This is a genomic window from Catenulispora pinistramenti (assembly GCF_018274385.1).
In the GTDB taxonomy this organism is placed as follows: Bacteria; Actinomycetota; Actinomycetes; order Streptomycetales; family Catenulisporaceae; genus Catenulispora; species Catenulispora pinistramenti.
Genome location: NZ_JAAFYZ010000060.1, coordinates 14,846 through 38,609, shown reverse-complemented (window position 1 = coordinate 38,609; position 23,764 = coordinate 14,846). Strand labels below are relative to the sequence as shown.

The 23,764-nt window shown below is 70.6% G+C and carries 22 protein-coding genes; 8 read left to right on the top strand and 14 right to left on the bottom strand.

Annotated features, from left to right (window positions below; genetic code table 11):
- Nucleotides 1-83: 83 nt before the first annotated feature.
- Nucleotides 84-926: an SAM-dependent methyltransferase gene (locus tag KGQ19_RS19140; protein WP_212010561.1), complete on the top strand. Its 843-nt coding sequence runs from the start codon at nucleotides 84-86 to the stop codon at nucleotides 924-926.
- A gap of 46 nt (nucleotides 927-972) precedes the next feature.
- Here the strand turns inward: KGQ19_RS19140 and KGQ19_RS19135 are convergent, their stop codons facing one another.
- Genes KGQ19_RS19135 through KGQ19_RS19125 form a run of 3 tightly spaced genes read right to left on the bottom strand, consistent with a single transcriptional unit; the run spans nucleotide 973 to nucleotide 4,061 of the window.
- Complete coding sequence (locus tag KGQ19_RS19135) at nucleotides 973-2,502, bottom strand: FAD-dependent monooxygenase (protein WP_212010560.1); 1,530 nt, start codon at nucleotides 2,500-2,502, stop codon at nucleotides 973-975.
- Nucleotides 2,499-3,134 carry a PadR family transcriptional regulator gene (locus KGQ19_RS19130; RefSeq protein WP_212010559.1) on the bottom strand — a complete coding sequence of 212 codons (636 nt, stop codon included), beginning with the start codon at nucleotides 3,132-3,134 and terminating at the stop codon, nucleotides 2,499-2,501. Before KGQ19_RS19130 ends, KGQ19_RS19135 begins: the two co-directional genes overlap by 4 nt.
- Nucleotides 3,135-3,149: 15 nt before the next feature.
- Complete coding sequence (locus tag KGQ19_RS19125) at nucleotides 3,150-4,061, bottom strand: DMT family transporter (RefSeq protein ID WP_212010558.1); 912 nt, start codon at nucleotides 4,059-4,061, stop codon at nucleotides 3,150-3,152.
- A gap of 119 nt (nucleotides 4,062-4,180) precedes the next feature.
- Here KGQ19_RS19125 and KGQ19_RS19120 point away from each other — a divergent pair, with 119 nt between their 5' ends.
- Nucleotides 4,181-4,723, top strand: a complete 543-nt coding sequence (locus tag KGQ19_RS19120) for a MarR family winged helix-turn-helix transcriptional regulator (RefSeq protein WP_230421719.1) — start codon at nucleotides 4,181-4,183, stop codon at nucleotides 4,721-4,723.
- Nucleotides 4,724-4,732: 9 nt separating this feature from the next.
- Here the strand turns inward: KGQ19_RS19120 and KGQ19_RS19115 are convergent, their stop codons facing one another.
- From KGQ19_RS19115 to KGQ19_RS19100, 4 genes are all read right to left on the bottom strand, one after another.
- On the bottom strand, nucleotides 4,733-5,563 hold the full coding sequence (locus KGQ19_RS19115) for an alpha/beta fold hydrolase (protein WP_212010556.1): 831 nt from the start codon (nucleotides 5,561-5,563) through the stop codon (nucleotides 4,733-4,735).
- A gap of 46 nt (nucleotides 5,564-5,609) precedes the next feature.
- On the bottom strand, nucleotides 5,610-6,296 hold the full coding sequence (locus KGQ19_RS19110) for a Pr6Pr family membrane protein (protein ID WP_212010555.1): 687 nt from the start codon (nucleotides 6,294-6,296) through the stop codon (nucleotides 5,610-5,612).
- Nucleotides 6,297-6,498: 202 nt separating this feature from the next.
- Entirely contained in the window at nucleotides 6,499-7,392 is an 894-nt protein-coding gene (locus KGQ19_RS19105; protein ID WP_212010554.1) for an alpha/beta hydrolase, read from the bottom strand.
- Nucleotides 7,393-7,447: 55 nt separating this feature from the next.
- On the bottom strand, nucleotides 7,448-8,392 hold the full coding sequence (locus tag KGQ19_RS19100; RefSeq protein WP_212010553.1) for an NADP-dependent oxidoreductase: 945 nt from the start codon (nucleotides 8,390-8,392) through the stop codon (nucleotides 7,448-7,450).
- 86 nt (nucleotides 8,393-8,478) lie between these two features.
- On the opposite strand from KGQ19_RS19100, the gene KGQ19_RS19095 reads away from it, so the two are divergent.
- Nucleotides 8,479-9,000, top strand: coding sequence for a MarR family winged helix-turn-helix transcriptional regulator (locus KGQ19_RS19095; RefSeq protein WP_212010552.1), 522 nt, complete (start codon nucleotides 8,479-8,481; stop codon nucleotides 8,998-9,000).
- A gap of 81 nt (nucleotides 9,001-9,081) precedes the next feature.
- On the opposite strand, the gene KGQ19_RS19090 is transcribed toward KGQ19_RS19095, so the two are convergent.
- Both KGQ19_RS19090 and KGQ19_RS19085 read right to left on the bottom strand, forming a co-directional pair.
- The gene (locus KGQ19_RS19090) at nucleotides 9,082-9,543 is read right to left on the bottom strand and encodes a cupin domain-containing protein (RefSeq protein ID WP_212010551.1); all 462 of its coding nucleotides are present in this window, start codon (nucleotides 9,541-9,543) and stop codon (nucleotides 9,082-9,084) included.
- A 46-nt stretch (nucleotides 9,544-9,589) separates the two neighbouring features.
- On the bottom strand, nucleotides 9,590-11,245 hold the full coding sequence (locus KGQ19_RS19085; RefSeq protein ID WP_212010550.1) for a CocE/NonD family hydrolase: 1,656 nt from the start codon (nucleotides 11,243-11,245) through the stop codon (nucleotides 9,590-9,592).
- Nucleotides 11,246-11,374: 129 nt separating this feature from the next.
- Here KGQ19_RS19085 and KGQ19_RS19080 point away from each other — a divergent pair, with 129 nt between their 5' ends.
- Nucleotides 11,375-14,035, top strand: coding sequence for a winged helix-turn-helix domain-containing protein (locus KGQ19_RS19080; RefSeq protein ID WP_212010549.1), 2,661 nt, complete (start codon nucleotides 11,375-11,377; stop codon nucleotides 14,033-14,035).
- Nucleotide 14,036: 1 nt separating this feature from the next.
- Here KGQ19_RS19080 and KGQ19_RS19075 read toward each other — a convergent pair whose 3' ends face one another.
- A complete protein-coding gene (locus tag KGQ19_RS19075; RefSeq protein WP_212010548.1) occupies nucleotides 14,037-14,858 on the bottom strand; it encodes a DUF1295 domain-containing protein in 822 nt (273 codons plus the stop codon).
- Between the two features lie 195 nt (nucleotides 14,859-15,053).
- Between KGQ19_RS19075 and KGQ19_RS19070 the strand changes: the two genes are divergently transcribed.
- Complete coding sequence (locus tag KGQ19_RS19070) at nucleotides 15,054-16,253, top strand: FAD-dependent oxidoreductase (RefSeq protein ID WP_212010547.1); 1,200 nt, start codon at nucleotides 15,054-15,056, stop codon at nucleotides 16,251-16,253.
- A 113-nt stretch (nucleotides 16,254-16,366) separates the two neighbouring features.
- Nucleotides 16,367-17,614, top strand: coding sequence for a carboxylate--amine ligase (locus KGQ19_RS19065; RefSeq protein WP_212010546.1), 1,248 nt, complete (start codon nucleotides 16,367-16,369; stop codon nucleotides 17,612-17,614).
- A 91-nt stretch (nucleotides 17,615-17,705) separates the two neighbouring features.
- Here KGQ19_RS19065 and rpmB read toward each other — a convergent pair whose 3' ends face one another.
- Together rpmB and KGQ19_RS19055 are read right to left on the bottom strand one after the other, a co-directional pair.
- Nucleotides 17,706-17,927, bottom strand: coding sequence for a 50S ribosomal protein L28 (gene rpmB, locus KGQ19_RS19060; protein WP_212010545.1), 222 nt, complete (start codon nucleotides 17,925-17,927; stop codon nucleotides 17,706-17,708).
- Nucleotides 17,928-18,165: 238 nt separating this feature from the next.
- Entirely contained in the window at nucleotides 18,166-19,335 is a 1,170-nt protein-coding gene (locus KGQ19_RS19055) for a glycosyltransferase family 4 protein (RefSeq protein ID WP_212010544.1), read from the bottom strand.
- Nucleotides 19,336-19,455: 120 nt separating this feature from the next.
- Between KGQ19_RS19055 and KGQ19_RS19050 the strand changes: the two genes are divergently transcribed.
- Nucleotides 19,456-20,718, top strand: a complete 1,263-nt coding sequence (locus KGQ19_RS19050; RefSeq protein WP_212010543.1) for a cellulase family glycosylhydrolase — start codon at nucleotides 19,456-19,458, stop codon at nucleotides 20,716-20,718.
- The gene (locus tag KGQ19_RS19045; protein ID WP_212010542.1) at nucleotides 20,715-21,503 is read left to right on the top strand and encodes a glycosyltransferase family 2 protein; all 789 of its coding nucleotides are present in this window, start codon (nucleotides 20,715-20,717) and stop codon (nucleotides 21,501-21,503) included. The genes KGQ19_RS19050 and KGQ19_RS19045 overlap by 4 nt, the downstream gene beginning before the upstream one ends.
- A gap of 35 nt (nucleotides 21,504-21,538) precedes the next feature.
- Here KGQ19_RS19045 and KGQ19_RS19040 read toward each other — a convergent pair whose 3' ends face one another.
- Both KGQ19_RS19040 and KGQ19_RS19035 read right to left on the bottom strand, forming a co-directional pair.
- A complete protein-coding gene (locus KGQ19_RS19040) occupies nucleotides 21,539-23,317 on the bottom strand; it encodes a lipopolysaccharide biosynthesis protein (RefSeq protein WP_212010541.1) in 1,779 nt (592 codons plus the stop codon).
- Nucleotides 23,310-23,762 (bottom strand): hypothetical protein, encoded by a 453-nt coding sequence (locus tag KGQ19_RS19035; RefSeq protein WP_212010540.1) that lies wholly within the window; start codon nucleotides 23,760-23,762, stop codon nucleotides 23,310-23,312. The genes KGQ19_RS19040 and KGQ19_RS19035 overlap by 8 nt, the downstream gene beginning before the upstream one ends.
- Nucleotides 23,763-23,764: the final 2 nt, after the last annotated feature.

Below are 23,764 nucleotides of genomic sequence, written 5' to 3'. Positions count from 1 at the left end.
CCGCCGATCCCCGTGAACCGGCTATGGCTGTTCGGACCAGCACAACCAACCTTCATCGCCGATTCCGCGCCACTATTAGGCGTATGGACTCCATCGACGCCGCCGAGTTGGCGCTGAGCCTGCCCGAAGTCGACCCCAGCCGGGCGAGTATCGCGCGGATCTATGACTTCTGGCTTGGCGGTTCGCAGAACTTCGAAGCCGACCGTGAGGCCGGCCGGCGTGCGGCGGAGGCGCTGCCGACCTTGCCGGCCTGGGCTCGGGCCAATCGGGCGTTCTTGCGGCATGTCGTCGACGAACTGGTGACCACCTATGGGATCCGGCAGTTCCTCGACCTCGGGTCCGGCGTTCCCACGGCCGGCAACGTTCATGAAGTCGCTCAGGCCGTCGCTCCTGAGGCCACGGTCGTCTACATCGACATGGATCCGGTCGCCATCGCCCACGCTCGGGCACTGCTCGCCGACAACCCCACTGCGCACGCGGCGCTGGCCGATCTTCGTGAGCCGCCGGTGGTGCTGGACCATCCGGTGGTGCGCGACACCATCGACTGGAGCAAGCCGGTCGCCGTGCTGATGTTCGCGGTGCTGCACTTCATCCCGGACGATGCCGACGCCGCGCGGATCGTGCGGGCGTTCATGGAGCCGTGCGGGCCGGGCAGCTATCTCGCGATCTCGCACGGCAGCCATGACCGCGCCGCTCTGGCGGCGCAGCAGCAGGCGGCCCGGAACTACCTGCAGTTCACCGGCGTGCCGTTCACGCCCCGATCCGCCGAGCAGATCGCGCCGTGGCTGACCGGTCTGGAGATCCAGCCGCCGGGCCTGGTCGACGTGGACGTCTGGCTGCCGAGCCTGAGAGACGGCGACACTCCGAACGTGCCCAGCCTCGGCGTTCTCGCCCGGAAGGGAGCCGGAGCGGGAACCGCTCGGTGACCGGCCGAGCGGTTGACGACGGGTTCGGCGGGTGTTCGGCGGGTGCTTACCCGGCTGGAAGGCCCGCGGTTTGCAGGGCGGGACCGAACCAGCGTTCCAGTGCCTGCCGGATGCCGTCGGTGTGATCGTGGACGGTGGTCTGGAGCCAAGCGATGTGGCCGTCCGGACGGACCAGGACGGCACGTAGTTCGGGGTGCTCCGGGCAGGTGGCTCGGACGACATCGACGCGGTCTTCCCATCCGCGTGCCGACTCGCTGATGCCGGATCCCTCGGCCAGGTCGAGCAGTAATGCGCGGCCGGGGGTCAGGAACGTGGCCAGGTCGGTGGCTCCAGTGTCGGTGGCCAGCGCGAGGTTGGGGCACAGTCTGCCGAGCCAGGGGTGGTCGGCGTCGGGCAGCATGTCGTATCGCGTGTCCAGGCCCGTGACGGTCTCGACGAAGGCGCGGTTGCCAGCCGGGTGCTTGGCGACGCGGGTGAGCAGGTCGACCAGAGGCCGAAGCTGGCTGTCGGCCTGGGCGAGGAGGACTTGGGCCCGGGTGTTCGCCAGCACCCGGGCACCGGCCGCGTGGCGCTCGGTGTGATAGCTGGCGAGCAGGCCCGTCGGCGCGGTGCCGCGGACGGTGGCGGCGAGTTTCCAGCCGAGGTTGAAGGCGTCGTCCAGGGCGACGTTGACCCCGATCGCGCCGGCCGGCGGGTGGATGTGCGCGGCGTCCCCGGCCAGGACGATCCGGCCGCGCACGTATTCGGCGGCCTGCCGGGCGGCGTCGCCGAAGCGCGTCAGCCAGCGTGCGGCGCGCAGCTCGACGTGCCGGCCGAGCGCGGTGTCGACGGCGTTCTGAAGCAGGCTCAGCGGGACGGGGGTGTCCTTGTCCGCCGGGGGATCCTGGTCCGCGGTGATGATCCGTACGTAGCCGGGGCGGGGGATGGCGAACACCGTGCCGCCGGGGCCGTCGGTGGCGCCGAACGGCAGCGCCGCGGGATCGGTGAGTTCGACGTCGCCGAGCAGGGTGTGGCGGGTCGCGGCGGTACCGGGGAAGTCGATGCCGGCCAGTTTGCGCACGGTGCTGCGGCCGCCGTCGCAGCCGGCCAGATACGCGGCGCGCACCCGGTACTCGCCGGCATCGGTGGCGATGGTGGCGCTCACGGACTGGTCGACCTGATGCAGGGCACGGAGTTCGTGGCCGCGCCGGATGTCGGCGCCCAGGCTGACGGCGTGGGCCTCAAGGACCTCCTCGACGCGGGTCTGCGGGATGCCGAGGGTGAAGGGATGGTCGGTGTGGGTGCCGGCGAGGTGGAACGTCACCGGCAGGCCCGAGACCGGGGCGTTCGGAACCTGCCAGCCCTCGCTGACGAACCGGTCGGCGAGTCCGCGGCGCGCGAGCAGATCCAGGGCGCGGGCGTTGAGATTGAAGCCCCGGCAGAAGTCCGGCCGCCGGGCGTGGCGCTCGATCACGATCGTGTCGACGCCGGCCAGCCGTAATTCGGCGGCGAGCAACAGTCCGGCCGGCCCGGCTCCGACGATCAGCACCTCGGTGGATATAGCTAGTGCCTCGGTATCCGTTGCCGTCTCACTCATCGCTCGGATCCCTTCCCGTCGTCGGCCGCCGACCAGGTCCAGCCTTGCTCGGTGCGTTCGACCCGAGGCCAGGGCAGGCGGCCGTCGCCGATCTCGGCGACGGTCCGCCGGGTCCAGTCGAGCTCGGCCCGCCAGGCGTGCAAGGCGCACTCGACCTCGATCATGAACAGCCGCGGAACCGCGCCGGAGCCGACCGTCTGGTCGAGTACCGCCTGGGTCTGCTCGATCCGCTGGACCAGATGCCCGGCCCGCTCGGTCAACGCGTCCGCCGCACCGTCCGGCCCGAGCGCGCCGAGGTAGGAGACGGCCGCGATGAACTTCGGGTACTCCGCGACCGGCGTGCGGACGAGCTCGTCGACCCAGCGCACGAATTCCCCCTGGCCGAGTTCCGTCGGCGCGTACACGGTCCGCTCCGGCCGCCGGCCGTCGCGCGCCGTCTGCACCGGCTCGATCCACCCGTGCCGGACCAGCGCCTCGACCGTGTCGTACAACGACCCCGAGTTGACCTTGAAGCTGCCGTCCTTGTGGCGCTCCCGCAGGGTGGACGCCATCTCGTAGGGGTGCATCGACTGTTCCTGCAACAGCCCGAGCACCGCCAACGCCAGCGGGTTGGAGACCCTTCGTCTCGCCATCAACATCACCGATCCCTAATAGTCGGAACCGACTATATCGCGGGGGCTGCTTTCGGCGGCGACTTTCGGGGAGCGGGGCTGCGCGCGCTGCCGTCCGAGCAGGATTCCGCCGATCACCAGCGCCAGTCCGCACCATTGGCGGGTGCCGAGCGTTTCGCCGGCCAGCAGAGTGCCCAGCAACACGCCGGTCAGGGGATTGAGCAACCCGAGCAGGCCCACGGTTCCGGCCGACAGGTGCCGCAGCCCGCCGAACCACAAGGCGAAGGCGAGCGCGGTCGCCACCAAGGCGGCGTACCCGAACGCCAGCACCACGCTCGGCTTCGCCACGGGAGGCGCCCCCTCGGCGATGACGGCGAGCGGAAGGAGTGCCAGGCCGCCGATGGTGAGCTGCCACGCCGTCATGGCCAGCGGGTCCGCGCCGTCGCGCCAGCGCGCTGAGAGCACGTAGCCGACCGTGGAGGTGAGCATCGCCGCCGCGGAGGCCAGGACGCCGGACAGGCTGACCTTCTCCCCGGCGCCGCCCAGCAGCATCAGTGCTACTCCGGCCAGGCCCGCCACCGCGCCGATCAGGTGTGCGCGCGTTGCCCGCTGTCCGGCCAGCATCCAGGCGATCAGCAGCATCGCCAGCGGCGAGGCGGCCATGACTGTGGAGGCGATGCTGGTCGGCAGGAGTGTGGAGGCTATGTAGACCAGGACGAAGAACGTCGCGGTGTTCAGCAGGCCGAGGACGGCGGAGCGCCACCACCACCGGCCGTGCGGTCGGCGGCGGGCGATGGCCAACAGGACGAGTCCGGCCGGTAGCGCGCGCAGGGTGGCTCCCCACAGTGGCCGGTCCGCCGGCAGGTAGGCATGGGCGACGTAATAGTTGGCGCCCCAGGCGATCGGCGGGATCGCGGTCAGCGCGGTCCAGCGAGTACTAGCTTCCATGGAAGTTAATATAGCTTCCGTGGAAGTTATCTAGGTAGGGTGAGGTTGTGAACCAGGAGAGGGAGCAGGCTGCGGACACCGGTATGACGGCGGACATCGGTGTGTCGGCGGACACCGGTATGACGAGCGCGCCCGCCGATCACGTGGCCGCGATCCAGGCCGAGTGGCGCCGCGAGCGGCCCGATCTCGACGTCTCCCCGCAGGCGGTGATCGGCCGTCTGCACCGGCTGGCGGCGCGCCTGACCGCCGAGCTGCGCGTGGTCTATGAACGTTTCGGGCTCGGCGAGGGCGAGTTCGACGTGCTGGCCGCGCTGCGCCGGGCGGGCGCCCCCTTCGAGCGGGCCCCGGGCGAACTCGCCGCACACACGATGGTGACCACGGGCGCGATGACCAAGCGGATCGACCGCCTGGAGCGGGCCGGGCTCGTCAGCCGCCGTCGTACCGAGGAGGACGGACGGGGGCGCATGGTCGCCCTCACCGAAGCCGGCCGCCGGCTGATCGATGAGGCTTTCGCCGCGCATATGCGCAACGAGCACCGGCTTCTCGGGCTGCTCGCAGGTGAGGAACGGCAAGCCCTTGAGAAGCTGCTCACCGACTGGCAGGAGCGTCTCGACGGCGGGACCGGCCATCGAATCCAGAAGGCGACCGAGGACGGCGGTTGAGCGCGAGGTCTATTTCTCGGACCCCTGTGCGTCCGCGAACGTTGACTCGATCGCCGCGATGACCGCCTCGGGCTGCTCCAGCATCGCGAGGTGGCCGCCGGGGACGATGATCGAGGGCTGCGACGCCGGGCCGAGCCGCCGTCCCGCGGACAGCGGCAGGATGCGGTTGGACGCGGCCCAGACGGTCAGTACCGGCACCTTGACATCGGCGACGGGGTCGGCGGCGGTGAAGCTGCGCATGTTGGCCGCCAGGCTCATCAGGACTCGGTTCTGGGCCCGGTCGCGGTAGCGTCCGCGGAGGTCGGCGAGGATGGAGCGGTCGACGCGCGCCGGGTCGACGAAGTGCGTCCGTTGGAAGACGCGGCTGCTGATGGCGGCGGGCACCGGCAGCCGGCCGAGGGACTTCGCCGCCAGCGCGCTGCGCCGTGCCAGACCGACGAAGGGGCCCAGGGCGCCGCGGGCGACGGTGTCGGGTGTCAGGATATTGATGGCGATGACCTGCTTTACGCGGCCGGGCCCGGGCTCGCCGGCCGCGTAGCGTAGCGCGGTCGCGGCGCCGACGCAGTTGCCGACCAACGTGACGGCGCGCAGATCCAAGTGCTCGATGAGGGCGGCGAGCATGCGCGTGTAGAGATCGAGCGTGTAATCCACCCGCGGTTTGTCCGACGCGCCGTAGCCGAGCATGTCCGGCGCGATGACGTCGTGCGTGGCGGCGAAGTGCTCGATCTGCGGGGTCCAGATGCGGTGCGTGGTTCCGCCGTTGTGCAGGAACACGATCGGCTCGCCTGAGCCGGCCCGCAGGTAGCCGACGTCGTGGCCCTCGAAGCGGAAGCTGTCCATGACGCCCACTGTCGCAAAGCCCGTTCACAAAACGCGCACAGGCGCTTCACACCCGGGCACCACGATTCTCAGCCTTGCCGGGCAAGCGCTGGTCCAGCCAGGCCGCCGCCGCGGCGAGCGCGATGAACAGCAGGCAGATCCAAAGGCCGTTGAGGATCACCCGCAGGTAGCCCAGGGCGTGCACATCGGCGAACGGGTAGGGGTACCAATTCGAGGACAGCGGGCCGCGGATGGCGGTGAAGGCCATGTAGGCGAGTGGGTACAGGACGGTCAGCGTCACGACCCGCGGTGAGGTCAGGCCGCGGGGGCCGAACGCGAGCCACCCCAGTACCGCCAGGATCGGTACCACGAGGTGCAGGAGTCTGTCGGCGACCAGGGCCCAGGTGTCGAGTTCGAGCAGGTTGCCGAGCGCGACGTGGTAGACCAGGCCGGTCACCGCGATCGCGACCACCCCGATCAGCCTGAACACCCGGAACACGGTCGAGGTCCGGTTCGGATTGAGGGCGAGCAGCAGGCAGGTGCCGCCGACGATCAGGTTCGACTGGACGGTGAAGAACGCGAGGACGTTCAGGGCCCGCCCCGCCGGGCTGCCGCCGAAGGTCTGGAACGGCTCGCCGGTGTCGGCGAGTACGGGCATGTGGTTCCGCCAGGCCAGAACCATCTGCACGGCCACGCCGACGACGACGCATGCCGCGGTTCCCGCGAACCAGGGTCGTGCCCACTTCGTTCCCATAGACGGACAATATTCGCTTCTCGCCGCCGCCGCGGGGGACACGCCCGGGACAGGTCGCCGGCCGGGACGATCAGCGGGCAGAGACTCACGCTCACCCCCGGAGGCAGAGACTGACGCTCACCCCCGGCCGGCCGACCGCCCCGTCACCAGCGTGGACGAGATGCACGTTCCGGTACGGCCGCGCAGCTGATCGCGGCAGGGGTCAGTCGGCCCAGTTGCGCTTGATGAACGCGGCGGCGGCGTTCAGGGCGTGGTCCGCGTCGTCGAGGATCGCGGCGAAGCCCTGGAAGACGTGCGGGACCTCCGGCCAGACCTGGAGTTCCACGGGGACGTCGTGCTCTCCGGCGCGGGCGGCGAGCCGGACGGCGTCATCGAGCAGGATCTCGTGCGAGCCGACTTGGATGAGCAGCGGGGGCAGGCCGGTGAGGTCGGCGAAGATCGGGCTGGCCAGCGCGGTGGCGGGGTCGCGGACGCCGAGGTAGTCGCGGGCCCTGGTGCGCAGTGCTTCGGGGGTGAGGGCCGGGTCGAGGGCGGCCTTGCCGGTCGCGCTGGCTCCGGACACGGTCAGATCGGTCCACGGGGAGAAGACGGCGGCCGAGGCGGGCAGCGGGACACCGGCGTCCTTGAGCGCGACGAGGGTGGCCGCGACCAGGCCGCCTCCGGCCGATTCGCCCACGAAGGCGATGTCCGAGCTGGGCACACCCTGGTCGAGCAGGGCGCGGTAGGCGGCGACCGCGTCATCGACGGCCGCGGGGAACGGGTGCTCGGGGGCGAGGCGGTAGTCGACGGATATCGCCCGGGCCGCCACGCGGCGGGCGAGGTCTGAGGCCAGGCCGACGGAGTCGGGTGCGGATCCGAGGGCGTACGCGCCGCCGTGCAGATAGAAGATCACGGCCGACGGATCGAGCTGGGAGGTCTCCACGATCACGACGGGAACGCCGCCGAGTTCGTCCTGCTTGGTTGAGACATCGTCGGGCAGGGGCGCCGAAGCGATCATCTCGTGGAAGATCGCGCGCTGTTCGGCGACGTCGCCACCGATGTCGAGCGGGCCGTGCCGCAGGATCTCGTCGAGGTCTTGGCGTTGCTGTTGCGTCATGGTGAGGCCTTTCCGAGGGCTTAGTAGGGGTTCGGGGCTACGAGGGGTTTGGCGTTCACCGCGCCGCGCTGGACGGGACGAGCAGGACCTTGCCGTGGATACCGCCGCCGGCGCTGAGTTCGTGGACCGCCGCGGTTTCGGACAGGGGGCGGGTGGCGCTGATCTCGACGGCCAGCTCTCCGGCGTCGACCAGCTTGGCGAGCTCGGTGAGCTGCTCGGCGTCGGTCCGCAATTGCATGGCGACGGCCCGCACGGCGCGGTCCGGGTCGCCGGTGGCGGGCGTGGCCGTGGTGACGATCACCCCTGCGTCCCGGATCAGCGCGGTCAGGGCTTCGGTGTCTGATCCGGGGCCGGCGACGAGGCTGAGCACGACATCGACGGGCTCGCTGATCGCCTCGGCCGGGGCGGTCGCGGTGTAGTCGATGATCTCGTCCGCTCCGTGCGCGCGGACCGCTTCGGCGCTGCGCGGGCTCGCGGTCGCGATGACGTGGGCCCCGGCCCGCTTGGCGAGCTGTACGGCGTATCCGCCGACGCCGCCGCCCGCGCCGTTGATCAGGATCCGGGCCCCGGGCTGGAGCTCCGCGTGCTCGGACAATGCCTGCCACGCGGTCAGGGCCGCCGCGGGCAGCGCGGCCGCCTCCTGGAGCGGGATGCTCGTCGGCGCCGGGGCCAGGACGTCGGCCGGCGTGGCCACGTACTCGGCCGCCGCGCCGTCCCGGACCATCGACAGGAACCCGAACACCGCGTCCCCGACCTTCCAGCGCGTCACCCCCTCGCCGAGGGCGGCGACCCGGCCGGCCACGTCCAGGCCCGGGATGTGCGGGAGCGAGATCGGGAAGACCTGCTGCAGGTAGCCCGCGCGGATCCCGGCGTCGGCCGGGTTGAACGAGGTCGCCGAGACCTTGATGAGGACCTCGCCCGCCGCGGGCTCGGGCCGCTCGGTCTCCTCGTAGCGCAACACGCCGGGCCCGCCGTATGCGTGGAATCGGATTGCCTTCATCGGAGCCTCCACTCCTCAGTGCTTCGAATTCGAAGCCGATTCGATGCTAGACGTATTTCGATTTCGAAGCAAGTAGAATGGGCCGCATGCCCGACGCCACACCTCTGGACCCCGAGCAACTGGCCGCCTACTTCGCTCTGATGGAGGTCGGCAACCTGCTCCAGCACGCCGTCGACCAGCAGCTCCGCGACGAGGGCGGCCTGAGCTTCATCCAGTTCCAGATCCTCGCCGTGCTCAGCGAGGCCGCCGGGGGGCGGGGGCGGATGACCGACGTGGCGGACCGGCTCGTACACAGCCGCAGTGGGCTGACGTATCAGGTCTCTCTGTTGGCCGAAGCCGGTCTGGTGGCCAAGGAGGCTTCGGCCGAAGACGAGCGCGGCGTCGTCGTCACGCTCACCGCGCAGGGCCGCGACCTGCTGGACCGGGTGATGCCCGGTCACATCGAGGTTGTACAGCGCGTCCTGTTCACGCCGCTGAGCGACCGGGACGTCGCAGAGCTCGGCGACGTCCTCGGGAGGATCCGGGCGCACATGCGGACGCTTCCGCCCCGCTCCGCGGCGCTGCGTCGCAGGCGCGGTGAGGCGAGCCGGGCGTCGGACAAGCGCTGACCGTGGATGGACGGCTGACCGTGCACTGCGGCTGATCGTGCACGGTTGACCGCGCGCGGCGGCTGATCGTGGACGGGCGGCTCAGCGCGGCGGCCCGACGATGACGTTGCCGTACTTGGCGGCCAGACCCGGATCGGGCTTGACCTCGAAGCCGGGCGGGCGCGGCGTGGACTTGTCCCGGCCGGTCTCCCGGAACATCCCCTCGATCCCGGCCGGCGTGTTGATCATCAGCAGGTCGGCGCGCTTGGAGGTGATGCGGTAGCCGTGCGGGATGTTCTTGGGCAGGTAGACGACGCCGCCTTCGGCGAGCTCGTATTCCCGGTCGTCGCACCAGACCAGGGCGGTGCCCTTGATCAGCAGGAAGACCTCGTCCTCGCGGGTGTGCTTGTGGTAGGGCGGTGCCTCACCTTCGGCGACGTCGAAGCGCCCGATCATCAGTTGCCCGTCAGTGGCCTTGCCGTCGAGCAGCATCGCCAGGGTGCCGCCGTCGAGCCATTCGAGGTTCTGCTGCTGTTCCGGTTGTGCGAGATAGGCCATGATCATGGATCGCTCCGCTCGGATCGTTCAGGGTCAGGTTCGGGATTCAGACTCAGGTTCGGGGACGCTCGTGCAGCCGCAGCGTCGAGAGATATGCACGGTCGTGATGGTAGGTATCGGTTCCGACCTTGGTCCCGTAGAAGTGGGTCATCGGCGCGTCGGTGATCAGTGAGTCCTGATTCGTGATCTCCAGCCGGATCCGATCACCGGCGCCGGCGAGGAAGGACATCGGCAGCAACTCGACGCGCAGTTCGTAGACCTCGCCGGGAGTGAGGGGCTCGACCTGCGTGTGCCGGTGGAAGGGGCGCATGTCGCGGGTCAGTTCCGGGTCTTCGGCGCGGTGCGAGGCACGCAGCCAGCCCTGGCTGACCTTGATCGCCTGTCCCGCGCTCGCACCGGAATCGCCATCGCCATCAGTACCGCCATCGGCGGGCAGGAGCGAGACCTTCACGAAGACGTCGAGGTCGCTCTGGTCGGTGGAGGCGAACAGCGTCAGCACGCCGTGGCCGGTGAACTCGCGGTCGCCCTCCATCGGCGCGGTGGTGAAGGTGTTGACGCGGGCGACGTGATCGGGCATGCCACGGTCGTCGAACACGGTGACACCCGCCGCCCACCGCGGATCCGGGTAGGACCACGAAGTCGAATCCTGATCCGTCCCCGGCGCCGTCTCGGTCAGCGAGCCGTCGTTGAGCGAGGTGACGGCGCCGCTGGGCCGACTGGTCAGGTAGAACGCGGTCGGCCGCGCGTCCGGCGGCGGCCAGGCTTCGGCCGAGCGGTACGCACCCTCGCCGTTGACGTAGAACCGCACCGCGGGCTGCTCCATCACCCCGTTCTCGGCGCCCTTGAGGTGATGGTCGTACCAGGGCAGCAGCTCGTCGCGGTGGAACCGCTCGTCGAAGTAGTACTCCTGCGCCGCGGCGAATCCGGACGGGTGCGCGACCAGGAGCTTCTTCGGCCCGCTCACCCGCTCGTAGCCGTAGAAGTTGCCGCGCAGGTGCAGCGCGGCCTTGCCCCACACCCCGATGGAGAACACCGGGATCTCGACCTCCGGCAGCTCCCAGAACGGCGATCTGCGGCGCTGCCACTCGTCGTCGAGCGGGTGCGAGAGCACGTCGTAGACGAACTCGTGCTTGTCGCCGACGTGGAAGTCGATGCCCCTCAGCTCGTGCTGGTAGAGCACCGATCCGAACAGCCAGCTGCTCAGGAAGCCCTGGATCGGGATGCCGCCGTGGTACATCCAGTCGCGGTACATGTCGGTCGCGCCGTCGTAGGCGACGATCGTCTTCAGGTGCGGCGGCCGGGTCCGCGCGGCGTTCCACTGGCTCCAGCAGTAGTGCGACATGCCGATCATGCCGACCGCGCCGGTGGACCACGGCTGGACGGCCACGTGCTCGATCATGTCGTGGATCGCCTCGCCCTCGCCGCGCGAGACCGGGTCCCAGGTCCCCTCGGAGCGGCCCGTGCCCGGCAGGTCCATGGCGACGTAGGCGTAGCCGTTGTCGAGATACAGCTGGATCGGGCCGTACTCGGTGAACGGGAACACGCCGTTGGGCGGCAGATAGCGCAGAGCCTTCTGATAGGGGGAGGCACCCAGCACGATCGGGTACACGCCATCCCCGTTCGCGGGGAGGTACACGTCGGCGCGCAGCAGGTCTCCCGTGCGCCCGAGCACTTCGACTTCGAAGGGCGATACGTCGACGTCGACCATGGTGATCCATTCCTGTCTGCGGTGGGCTGGACGTTCCAAGCGTGCAGCGGGATCTGGTGAGCCGACGTCACCAAGTCTTGGTGATCCGTTCGGTGGTGCGGGTGATCCACCCGGCGCTACATTTGACCCATGCGCGACCGGATCGTCTCCCGTGCCGCGCTGTTCGATCAGCTGGACCGCGCGAACCGCATCACCGAGATGTCGGCGCCCGCCGGGAGCGGCAAGACCACCCTGCTCCGGTCCTGGGTCGAGACGTCCGATCTGGCCGAGCGTGCGGCGCAGGTGTCGGGCGAGGCCCGTGACCCGCGACGGTTCTGGCCGACGGTGGTCGCCGCGCTCCGGGGCACCGCGGCCGGCTCAGCCCTGGTACGGCCGCTGACCACGGCGCCCGATCTGGACGGCTGGGCCGTCGTCGAGCAATTGCTCTCCGATCTCGGCCCGCTGCCAGAGCGCCTCTGGCTGATCATCGACGATCTGCACGAGCTGGCCGGCACCCAGACGCTGCACCAACTTCAACTGCTGATGATGCGGGCGCCCGCCGAGCTGCGGTTCGTGCTGGCGACCCGGCATGACATGCGACTGGGCCTGCACCGGCTGCGGCTCGACGGCGAGCTGACCGAGATCCGCGCGTCCCAGCTGCGGTTCACCCGCGAAGAGAGCGGTGCACTGCTCGACGCGGCAGGGGTGACCCTGTCCGAGAACGCCGCCGACCAGCTGCACCGGCGGACCGAAGGCTGGGCCGCCGGGCTGCGCCTGGCCGCGCTGTCCCTGGCCGGCCACCCGGACCCGGAGCGGTTCGCGGCCGAGTTCTCCGGCAGCGAGCGCACAGTGGCCGACTACCTGCTGGCCGAAGTGCTGGACCGGCAGCCGGAGCCCATCCGGCAACTGCTGCTGCGGACCTCGGTGCTGGAAAGAGTCAACGGCGAGCTCGCAGACCTGCTGACCGCGAGCTCGGAAAACGAGCAGATCCTGCTGGACCTGGAGAACGCCGGCGCGTTCGTGATCGCCGCGGATCCACAACGGTCGTGGTTCCGGTACCACCGCCTGTTCGCCGATCTGCTTCAGCACGAACTGCGGCGCACCGACTCCGCCCGACTGCCCGCCCTGCACAGCACCGCCGCCGACTGGTACGCCGCGAACGGATACGTGATCGAGGCCGTCCGGCACGCCCAGGCGGCACAGTGCTGGGAGCAGGCCGTGCGCCTGCTGTCCGACCACTGGGTCGACCTGTACCTCGACGGCCGGATCGGCACCGCTCAAGAACTCCTCGCCGGCTTCCCCGCGAGCGCCGCCACCGCAGACGCCGAACTCTCCGTCCTGATGGCGGTCAGAGACCTCGACCACGGGTCGCTGCTGAAGGCCGAGCGCCGACTGGCCCTCGCGGTCGACCAGTCCACGACAGTGCCCGCTGACCGGCGTACCCACTTCGAGGCCATGTGCACGGTCCTTCGCCTGCGCATCGCCCGCAGACGGGGAAACCTCCCGACCGTGGCAGAGCAGGCACAGCGGCTGCTCACCGTGGTCGAGACCGCGGACGCGCAGCGGTTGGGCGTCGGCGACGGACTCCAGGCCCTGGCCCTGATCAGCCTGGGCAGCGCCGAGATATCCGCACTGCGGATCGGCGGCGCCAACCGGCACCTGGAACAGGGCATCGACCTCGCACGGCGAATCGGCCGGCCGTATCTCGAACTCGCCGGGCTGGTCCACGAAGCACAACTCGTGGTCGCCAGCTCCTATACCGCCGGCGCCGACCTCAGCCTGCGGGCGATCGAACTGGCGAAGCGACACGGATGGAACGACAAACCGGTCACAGCCGTCGCGCACACGGTGCACGCCGCCGCCCTCGTCGCCCAAGGACACACGACGGAAGCCGAGTTCTGGATCAATCAGGCCCGACGCACGCTGCGCCCCCAGGAAAACCCCGTCGCCGCGTTCAAACTCCACTACGTTCACGCCCGCATCCAGCTGGCACGCGGCGAACACGTCGCGGCGCTCGCCACCCTCGACGAAGTCGAGCACCTGTCACGCGCTCTGGGCACGCCGCACGTGCTGCGGCCGATGGCGCGTGCGCACATGCTGCACGCCCTGGTCCGGCTGGACGAGACCGCACGCGTCGAGCAGCTCCTGGCGGACATGGACGCCGACGAGCGCGACGGCACACCGGCGCGGACGGCCCAGGCGGCGCTGCGACTCGCTCAGGCCAACCCGCGAGCGGCGCGCGACTTGCTCCCGTCAGATGCCGACGACCCGCGGGCTGGGACTCGTCCGCTGTGGAGGGTGGCGGCCTTCCTCCTCGACGCTCTGGCCTGCGACGCACTCGGCCGTACGCAAGACGCCTCCGACGCGCTGGAGCGAGCCTTCGACGCCGCCGCACCGGACAACCTGCTACTCCCATTCCTCCTCCACCCCGCACCCGCCTTGCTCAAGCGGCATGCCGAGGCGCGCACCGCGCACCCCCGGCTGCTCGGTGAAGTCCTGAGTCGGCTTCAGGCAGACGAAGACGCGACTCAGGCAGCTACGGCGCCGGGGGCGTCGGAGTCGGTGTCGGTGTCTGTGCCGACGTCGGCGCATCTGCGCGAGCCGCTGAGCGGAAGCGAAATGCGAGTGCTGCGATACCTGCCGACCAACCTGTCCGGGCCGGAGATCGCCGCGGAGCTGTCGTTGTCGGTCAACACCGTCCGGACGCACATGCGGCACGTCTACGAAAAGCTCGGCGCGCACAGCCGATTCGAAGCCGTGGAGCTCGCCCGCTCATACGGGCTGGTGGCGCCCGCCGTCGGGCTGCGGTGAATCACGGCGTCGGCGTCGGCGACCCGGTTCGCCGAGGCCGCCACGGAATGACCGCCGAGGTCCGCCGCTGATAGTCCGCATACTCCGGGTACCGCGAAACACTGATGCTCTCGGTGAAACGGGTCGAGCCGATGAACAGCGCGGTCAGAAGCACCGCGCCGAGCACCGTCCACGGCACCGTTCGGGCCGCCGCCACGCCGAACCCCGCGATCATCCACCACTGCGCCTGCTCGAAGAAGAAGTTGGGATGCCTGGAGAACCGGAACAGGCCCGTCGTGACGAAGCGCGCCGACGGCTCGCGGCCGGCGACCAGGTCGGCCCGCTTCGCCTGCTGGAATCGCCACTGCTGCTGGTCCGCCACCGTCTCGCCGAGGAGGAACCCGGCGAACAGCACGGTCAGGATGCCGTCCGCGATGCTGAACGGCCTTCGGTGCGCCAGCGCGGTGTCGGCAGGCAGGGTGATCAACAGGAGGATCGCGTTCTGATAGAGCGTGATGAAGAAGAGATTGAAGAGCTGGAACTGCCAAGGCGCCATCCGGGCCCGTAGCACCGCCCAGCGGTAGTCCTCGCCGCCGCGCGCATAGCCGCCCTTGCGCGCGAAATTGAAGGTGAGCCGCGCTCCCCACAGCGTGACCAGGGCGAACATGACGTTGAGGCGCGCGTCGTGGAAGCCTGCCGCTCCGGCGAAGATGCCGGTATAGGCCAGGGGGACGAGCGACCAGATCCGGTCGACCCACGAGTATTCGCGGGTGAGGACCGACATCAGCCAGGTCGCGAAGCAAACTCCTGCGTACACGTACAAGCAGATCCTGAGCGCGTCCATAGGCTGACTGTAAGGTCCCGGATCGTAGAAGGGCAGCACCGCCCCGCTCTACGATCAGGTCATGGCCGACGTTGATGACCGGCCGGAACCGGATCCAGCTGCCCTCGGTGACACACGCGACGATGATCGTCACGCTGACCGGCGTGGTCGTCTTCGGAGCGGAGTCTTTCGATGAGCCCGCGACGAGGAGAAACGATGACAGGTCCAGAGATCCTCGATACCGCCGTGGTGGGTGCCGGGCCTTACGGCCTCTCGGTGGCGGCGCACGCCAAAGCGCGCGGCTCCGGCACCCGGGTTTTCGGCACGCCGATGCGGGCCTGGGCCGAGCACATGCCGGTGGGCATGAAGCTCAAGTCCGAGCCTTGGGCCTCGCACCTGTCGGACCCGCGCGGCCGGTACACGCTGAAGGCGTACTGCCATCTCAATGGGCTGCCGTACGCGCACGGCCTGCCCACGCCCGTCCAGACGTTCGCCGACTACGGCCGCTGGTTCCGGCAGCAGACCGCGCCGGACCTGCACGAGACCGATGTGCTGCGGGTCGACCGGGAAGGTCCGGTGTTCGGCCTGGAGCTGGCCGACGGGTCCTCGGTGCGGGCCCGCGCGGTGGTGCTCGCCGTCGGTTTCCTGCCGTTCCCGCGGATCCCCGAGGCGCTCGCCGGACTGGAGGCGCCGCGGGTGCTGCACAGCAGCGCGGTGAACGAGTTGTCGGGCTTCGGCGGCAAGCGGGTCGCCGTGGTCGGCGCCGGACAGTCGGCGGTGGAGACCGCGGCGCTGCTGGACCAGGCGGGCGCGGAGGTCACGCTGGTGGCGCGGGCCGGCACGCTGAAGTGGAACGACCTCCCCGGCGACCTCGCCACCGGTTGGTGGCAGCGCCTCCGCTACCCGGACACCGGCCTCGGGCCCGGGTGGTACAACAAGGTGCTGGCCGACATGCCGACCCTGTTCCGGCGGTTGTCGGGGGAGCGCCGCGTGAAGATCGTCGCCAACACGCTCGGCCCGGCCGGCTCGTGGTGGCTCCGCGAGCGCTTTGAGAAGTCGTTCGACGCCGAGCACCTCCGCACCGGAACCCGGATCACCTCGGCCCGGTCTGAGGGTGACAGGGTCCTGCTGGAGCTGTCCGACGGGCGGAAACTCGAGGCCGACCACGTGGTCGCCGCGACCGGGTACGAGGTGGACGTCAGGAAGCTGACGGTACTCGGCGAGGGGCTGCGCGGCCGGGTCCGAGGCATGCGGGGCTCGTACGGCCCGCCGGACCTCGGCGCGGGCTTCCAGACCTCGGTGCCCGGGCTGAGCATCGTGGGGCTGGCGGCGGCGGCGACGTTCGGGCCGTCCATGCGCTTCGTGTTCGGGTCCGCGTTCGCCTCCCGCACCGTGGCGGCGAGGTTGCCGCGTTGACGCGGGAAATCCGCGCCGGCGGACAGATCACGACTCCGCGCGTTTTGGTAGGACGATGACTACCTTGAGCTTCAATAGATGACTACCTTGAGCTTCGACATAAGATGATTGCCATGTCACCGAACGCGTCGGTGGACGCGGATACCGCGACCGACGCCGTGCTCCTGAAACTCGACCGGAACATCTTCCACCACGGTGGGCTGGGAGTGATCCGCAGCCTGGGGCGGCTGGGGATCCGGGTCCACGCCATGCGCGAGGACCGGTTCGCCCCGGCCGGGGCATCCCGATACGCCCGCGGGTCGGCGTTGCCGATGCCGGCCTGCGCCGATCCCGCCGACGTGCTCGAACTGCTGGACCGGCTCGCCGGCCGGCTGCCCGGCCCGGCCCTCCTGGTCGCCACGGACGACGCGGGCGCGATCCTGCTGGCCGAGCACGGCGACAAGCTGCGTCCCCGGTACCTGTTCCCCAACCCCCCGGCCGACTTGCCGCGCCGGGTGGCCGGGAAGGCGACGCTCGCCGAGATCTGCCGCGCCGCCGGGGTGCCGCATCCGGCGACGATGGTTCCGGTGGATGCCGCCGAGGCCACGGCCTTCGCCGACGCCTACGGATATCCGGTCGTCGCCAAGGTGAATCTGCCCTGGTCGGCCGACAAGGCGGTCGGATTGCAGAGCACGACGGTCGTCCACAGCCGGCACGCGATGCTCGGGCTGGTCGCCCGCGCCCGCCGGGCGACCGGCGACGGCCCGGACACCGGCCTGCTGCTCCAGGAATACCTCCCGCCCGGGCCGGACGGCACGCGCCAGGACTGGTTCTTCCACGGCTACTTCGACGCGAGCGCGCGCTGCCTGTTCGGCCACACCGGAATCAAGGAGCGGTCCTTCCCGGTGCACGCGGGCCTGACCAGCTACGGCCGGTGGGCACCGAACGAGCGGCTGCGCGCGGAGGCGGTCGCCCTGTTGTCCGGGCTGGGCTATCAGGGGGCTGTCGACCTCGACTACCGGCGGGACCCGCGGGACGACAGCTATCGCCTCCTGGACTTCAACCCCCGGCTGGGCGCCCAGTTCCGGCTGTTCCAGGACTCGGCCGGCATCGACGTCGTCCGGGCCCTGCACCTGGATCTCACCGGACGCGACGTCACCGCGGGGGAGGCGGTGCCCGACCGGACCCTGGTCGTGGAGAACTTCGACCCGATCGCCGCCCTCGCCTATCGGCGGGAGGGGCACCTGTCTGTGCGCTCCTGGCTGGCCTCTGTGCGCGCCGCGGACGAGGCCGCCTGGTTCTCCTTTGACGACCCCGTCCCGTTCCTCCTGACCGGCGCTCGGACGCTGTGGCAGGCCGCGGAACACCGCTTGCGCCGATAAGATCCGCGAGAACGTGAGCCCGCCGGCCGAGGACTGAAGGGCATCGGACGGGGCCCGTCGGCGCGGGCCCCGTCCGCGTGCCGGCGGAGTACTAGGAGGTGCGGCGCTGGACCTTTCCGGCCTTCAGGCAGGCTGTGCAGACCTTGAGCCGCACCGGCCGGCCGTCGACGGTCGCCTTCACGGGCTGGATGTTCGGGCGGAACATCCGCGCCGAGCGCCCTTGCACCCGCCGCCGCTGGGCGCCGCGTCCCAGCCGGGCGACCTGGTTGCCGAAGCTCGGTTCCTTGCCGCACACGTCACAGCGTTTTGACATCAGCATTCTCCTCGAAAAAGTTCGCGATGGCATGCCGACCGCCCATCGCGATGTCGATCGGGAAGGGAGAAGTGCCGCTGCGGAAGCGGTGGTCGGCGGCATGGGAAACAAGGGCAGGACTGAGCGCGCAGCGTCGGGGAATCGACCGCTGTCGCCTGCCTGATGAGGTGTCTCGACCTATGCCGCTTTTAGAACATGCGGCCGACCGTAACGGCATGCTCCAGCGCGTTCAAGCGGTTTACGCACGACCGCGCGCCGCGACGGCCTCGCGGTACCAGGATTCGTAGTCGTCGAGGCAGCGGTCCAGGCCGAACGCCTCGGCCCGCCGGGCCGAGCCCGCGCCCAGCCGTGCCAGCCGCTCCGCGTCGCCGACCAGCCCGGCCAGCGCCTCGGCCAGCGCGGTCGCGTCGCCGGGAGCGACGAGCACACCGTTGTCCGGCCCGACCAGTTCCGGCAGCGCCCCGATCCGGCTGGCGACCAACGGCCGGCCCAGCCCCAGCGCTTCCAAGGCGGTCAGCCCGAAGATCTCCGGAGTGGTCGACGGCACAGCGAGCAGCGCTGAGCCGCGCAGGCACTCGGCGACCTCCGGCGGCGTCAGCCAGCCGCGGAACTCGACCGTGCCGGCCGCTACCAGTTGGGCGGCCCGCGTCTGTAGCCGCGCGCGCTCCGGGCCGTCGCCGACCACCACGAGCCGTGCCTTCGGCTGCGTCCGGGCCAGGATGCCGAACGCTTCCAGCAGGACGTCCGCCCCCTTCAGGGGACTGAGTCGACCCACGTAGACCGTCTGCCACACGTCCGAGGCCGGGGCCGGGGTGAAGACCGGGTCCACCGCGTGCGGGATCACGCGGATCGGCACCCGGCCGACGTCGGCGCGGATCAGCTCGGCGACGAACCGGCTCGGGGCCGCGAGGCCGTCGATCCGGCGCAGCCCCGCCAGCCGGTAGGCGGGGCGCATCAGGAAGCGTAGATGCAGGTAACGGGGCAGCGCGCCGGGGGCGATCCGGCCGGTGTTGTCGGCGACCTGCCAGCGCAGCAGTTTCCGGGTCCAGTCCTCGGGGCCGTGGATGGTGAGGATCCGCACGGCGCCGCGGGTGGCCGGGAACACGGCCGGGCCGAACCCGCCGACGGTGTGCAGATGGACGCAGTCCGGCCGGAATTCCCGCATGATGCGTCGCACCCCGCGGTAGGCCCGGTGATGCCAGAGGAACCCGGCCAGCTTGCCGACCGGGCCGCCGGCCACCGGCTCGACCAGGTCGTCGGCGAACACGGCCCGGTCGCCCGGGTCGGCGTCCAGGGCCACCACCCGGACCTGGTGCCCGCGGGCGGCCTGGCCGTCCCGGAGCATACGGACGAACTTCTCCGCGCCGCCGGCCTCGAAGCCCAGATTGACGATGTGCAGAATTCTCACCGGCGCCGCGCAATCCTCGAAGATGTCAGGGTTCTAACCGCCCGGGATCGAGAATCGGCACAAGCACACCGAAGACGGCCGAACCATGGGACTATGAACCCTTACAGGCGGGAAATCATAATGGCGAACAGCAAGCGACGGCACTGGACGTTCGTCGGGGCCGCCGCGGCCGCGGTGGTCCTCGCCGCCGGCATCGCGACCGCCGTCTCCGGCGGCGACCCCGGTGAGCCCAAGGCGTTCGGCCACCCGCCGCCGGCGGCCGTCGCCACGGACACCTCCGGGGCGACCACGACCCCGGGTGCCGGTCCAGGCTCCGACCCGGGCTCCGCGCCCGACACCGCCGCCGGGACCGGACCGGCCGCGAGCGGCACCAAGACCTCGCCGACCTCGTCGCCGGCCGACCTGAAGTGGGGTCTGGACTACAGCGACACCCTGACGTTCGACACGCCGGACCAGCTCAACACCGCGCTCGACGACGCCAAGCGACTCGGGATGGACTACATCCGCGTCGACTTCGGCTGGGAGGACTACCAGTCCTTCGCGAACTACCCGCCGGACTTCTCCAAGTTCGACAACGTCGTCGCCGGGGCGAACGCCCGCGGCCTGAAGGTGCTGGCCACCATCGACTTCCCGCCGCCGTGGGCGCGCCGGGCCGCCTGCAAGGACACCGCCGCCTGCCCGCCCGCCGACAACGCGGTGTTCGCGAACTTCGTGAAGCAGGCGGTGGCGCGCTACTCGGCTCGCGGCGTCCACTACTGGGAGGTGTGGAACGAGCCCAACATCACGGCCTGGGCCCCGCTCCCGGACCCGGCGGACTACACCAAGCTCCTGGTGACGGTCTCCGCGGCGATCCGCGCCGCCGACCCGCACGCCTTCATCCTGATGGGCGGCCTCGCGGCGGACCACCCGAGCCCCGGCGCGCCGTTCATCGCCCCGTACGACTTCATCACCGCGGTGGCCAAGGCCGGTGGATTGAAGGCGGTCGACGGGATCGGCTACCACCCCTACCCGGACGGCGACCCGGCGACCAGCAGCACGTTCCTGGCCATCAGCCAGTCGCCGAAGAGCATCATCACCGCGCTGAACCAGGCCGGGGCCCCGAACATGCCGATCTGGATCACGGAGACCGGGGCGAACATCCCGGCCCTGATCTTCGGGCCGCCGGACCAAGTCAAACCACAGGAGGCGCAGCAGGTGCAGCAGGCCAAGCGGGAGGTGGACGTGCTGTCCTCGTATCCGAACGTGGCGTCGTTCTTCTGGTTCTCCTATCAGGACTCGCCCCCCGATCGCCTGTTCTTCGGGCTGCGGCGGGGTGACGGGACCTACCGGCCGGTGTTCGACACCCTGCAACAGATCATCGCCGACGCGAAGAAGGCGCCATGAGCGCGGGCCGGGCGCCGCGGGTCTCCGTGCTCATACCGTGCGCCCCGCGTCAGCACTTCCTGGAGGAGACGCTGCTCTCCATCCAGAAGCAGACCTTCCAGGACTGGGAGGTGGTCCTGGTGCTGGACGGCGAGTGCGAAGAGAACCGGCGGATGGCCGCTGTGCTGCCCGCCGACCAGGTCCGGATCGTCCTCACCGCGCGCCCCCGCTCCGGCATCGCGGCGGCCCGCAATGCCGGTCTGCCCGAGTGCCGCGGCGACCTGGTGGCGTTCTGCGACGGGGACGACCTCTGCGAACCCGGGCGGTTGGCCGGCCAGGTCGCCGAATTCGACCGCCGTCCGGCCTTGGGGATGCTCGCCACCTGGTCCCGCCGCTTCGACAGCGGCACCGGTGCCGACCTCGGCCCGCGCCGCTGCCCCGCCGAGTCCGAGGCGCTGGCCCGCAAGCTGTTGCTGTTCAACACGGTGACGGTGTCCACGGTGATGGTGCGGCCGGAGGTGGTGCGCGAGGCGGGAGGCTTCCGCGACGCCGCGGTCCAGTGCGAGGACTACGACCTCTGGCTCCGGATCCTCGGCCGGGCCGAGGTGGCCGCGCTGCCGGAGGAGTTGGTGCGCTACCGGGTGCACGAGGGGCAGACCAGCCACCGGGCGAAGATCATGCCGAGCAGCGGCCTGCTGCGGCGCGAGAAGCTGGCGGCGGCCCGGCGGCTGGGGTACAGCGTGCCGGTGGCGCGGATGAAGCACCTGGCCTGGGTGGGGGTCCAGCTGGCGAACCGGCGTTGGTAGCGGCCGGTGGGGCGGGGCGCTCGGGCGCGCCTGCCTCACTGCCGGGGTGGTCGCCAGGGGCCGTCCCCGGAGGCGTCGTCGACCGGCGGCTCCGGGCGCGGATCGCGATCTTCTTCGGGCTCGGGTCGGAAGAACGATTCGGGCACATTGATCGGCCGGACGATCGTCGGCTCCGGCTCCGGCTCCGGCTCCGATGACGGCCGCGGCACCGCCGGTCGCGCCTGGCGGGGTATCCACCGGGGCCGTACTCGCAAGCCCCCGGCCCCGACCGGCTGCCAGCTCTCCCGTCCGTAGAGCTGCGGCGGGGCGTAGTCGTCACCATCGGAGCCGTACGCCTCGAACCGGTCGCTCCGCCCTCGTGCCTCCGGACGGTTCCACGGGAAGAACATCGGCTCGGTGATCGCCGTCGAGTCGCCCACCGCGACCCGCGCGAAGTCCTGCTCGGGCTCCGGCCTCTCGGAGGGGCCGCGGTCCTCGCCGGCCTCGTCCAGCGCCGCCATCTTCGCCCCCGGCACGAACGCCACGGCGAACAGCCCCGAGGCCAGGTTCCCCAGCGCCCAGGCCCAGCCGATCCAGTTCAGGCCCCGGTGGGCGAAGCCGAGCGCCAGCGTCAGCGTCGCGAGCAGGTACACCAGGTTGCTGCCGAGCAGCGCCGTCATCCGCCCGGTGATCCGCAGCGCGCTGCTGGCCCAGGTGTGGAACGCGACCGCGAGCGCGCCGAGCGCCAGTATCGTCAGCAGCCCCTGAGCGTGTCCCGGGTACTTGCTGCCGAACAGGCTCAGCAGCGGCTCGCGCACGAGGATCACGGCCGCGACGCCCGGGACCATCACCGCGGTCATGATCGCCGCCGACCGCTTCATCAGACTGCGAAGTTGCTCGGGGTCGTGGGCGCCCTCGGAGAAGAGCGCGTCGCCGATGGCGTAGGAGCCGGTCGAGAGCAGGGCCGCGACCTGCGAGCCCAGATAGTAGTAGGTGACGTCGTCCGGCCCCAGCCAGCGCAGCGTGATGATCGGCAGGGCCAGCTGCGGTATCAGGTTCAGCAGCGAGGAGAACTGCGTGGTCGCCGAGTAGCCGGCCGTCTCCCGGATCCGGGTGCCGCCGAGCCGGAAGGAGAACCGGAAGTCCAGCTTCCGGTACATGAAGTACAGCGAGGCCAGCGTGGCGACGACGTATCCGGTCCCGGAGGCCGCCACGATGCCCATGGCGCCCATGCCGACCACGAACACCGGTATCGCCAGCTTGGCCACGCTCTGGATGAAGCCGTCGACCAGCGTGTTGTACTCGGCCCGGCGCGCGGCCATGAAGACCGAGTCGGTCACCAGGTTGACCGTGGCGAAGACGCAGATGACGATCAGGACCAGGGCGTAGACCGGTTTGTCGCGGACGAAGGCGAGATCCGGGGAGATCATCCGCACGGCCAGGACATAGCCCGTGCCGAGGACGAAGCTGGCGGCCGCAACGAGCGCCAGCATCATCGACACCTGACGGTGCCGCGCCGCGCCGCGGGCCGGGAACCGGATCATCGTGGCCCCGAACCCGAACGTGCTCAGGAACGAGATGAGCGAGATCGCCGACAGCAGCGTGGTGGCCAGGCCGATCTGGGTCGAGCTGTAGAGGTGGGCGACGAGCGCCCAGAATATGAAGCCTATGCCAGCGGTGAGGCCGGCGGAGGCCATGAGGAACAGCGAGTTCCGGAGCATCTTCGTGCCCGGGCCGCCGCCGGTGTCGTCGGTGCCGGTGCCGGTGCCGTCGGTGTCGCCGGTCTCGTCGGTGCTGTCGATGCCGTCGGGGTCCGAGTGGCGCCCCCTAGCCATGTCGTGTCTTCCGGACCCGGAGGCCGAACAGGCAGCCGGACAGCAGCACGAAGCACAGCACGGCCGTTGTGCCCTCCGACGGGTGCGCCAAGAAGTGGGTGAGCCGGTACCCGGTGGTCCAGGGGTGGATCAGGTTGTTGAGGCACAGGTAGACCCATACCAGGAACGCGTACCCGCCGACCGCGGCCAGAGCGGCCTCGGCCGCGTCCGGCCGGCCGGCGCGGCGGGTCCAGAACGTGCCGGTCCGGGCCCGCAGCGGATACGCGCAGCCGAACGACACCGCCAGGCTCAGGGCCCCGAAGGTGTCACGCCGTATCGGCAGCACGGTGCTGACCGGCGTGCTGAGCACGTCGGGCCGCAGCACCGCGACCAGGGCCACATAGGCCCAGCCCAGCAGCCCGGCGACCATCAGCGTCTCGGCGGCGGGCCGGCACAGCGTCCTCATAC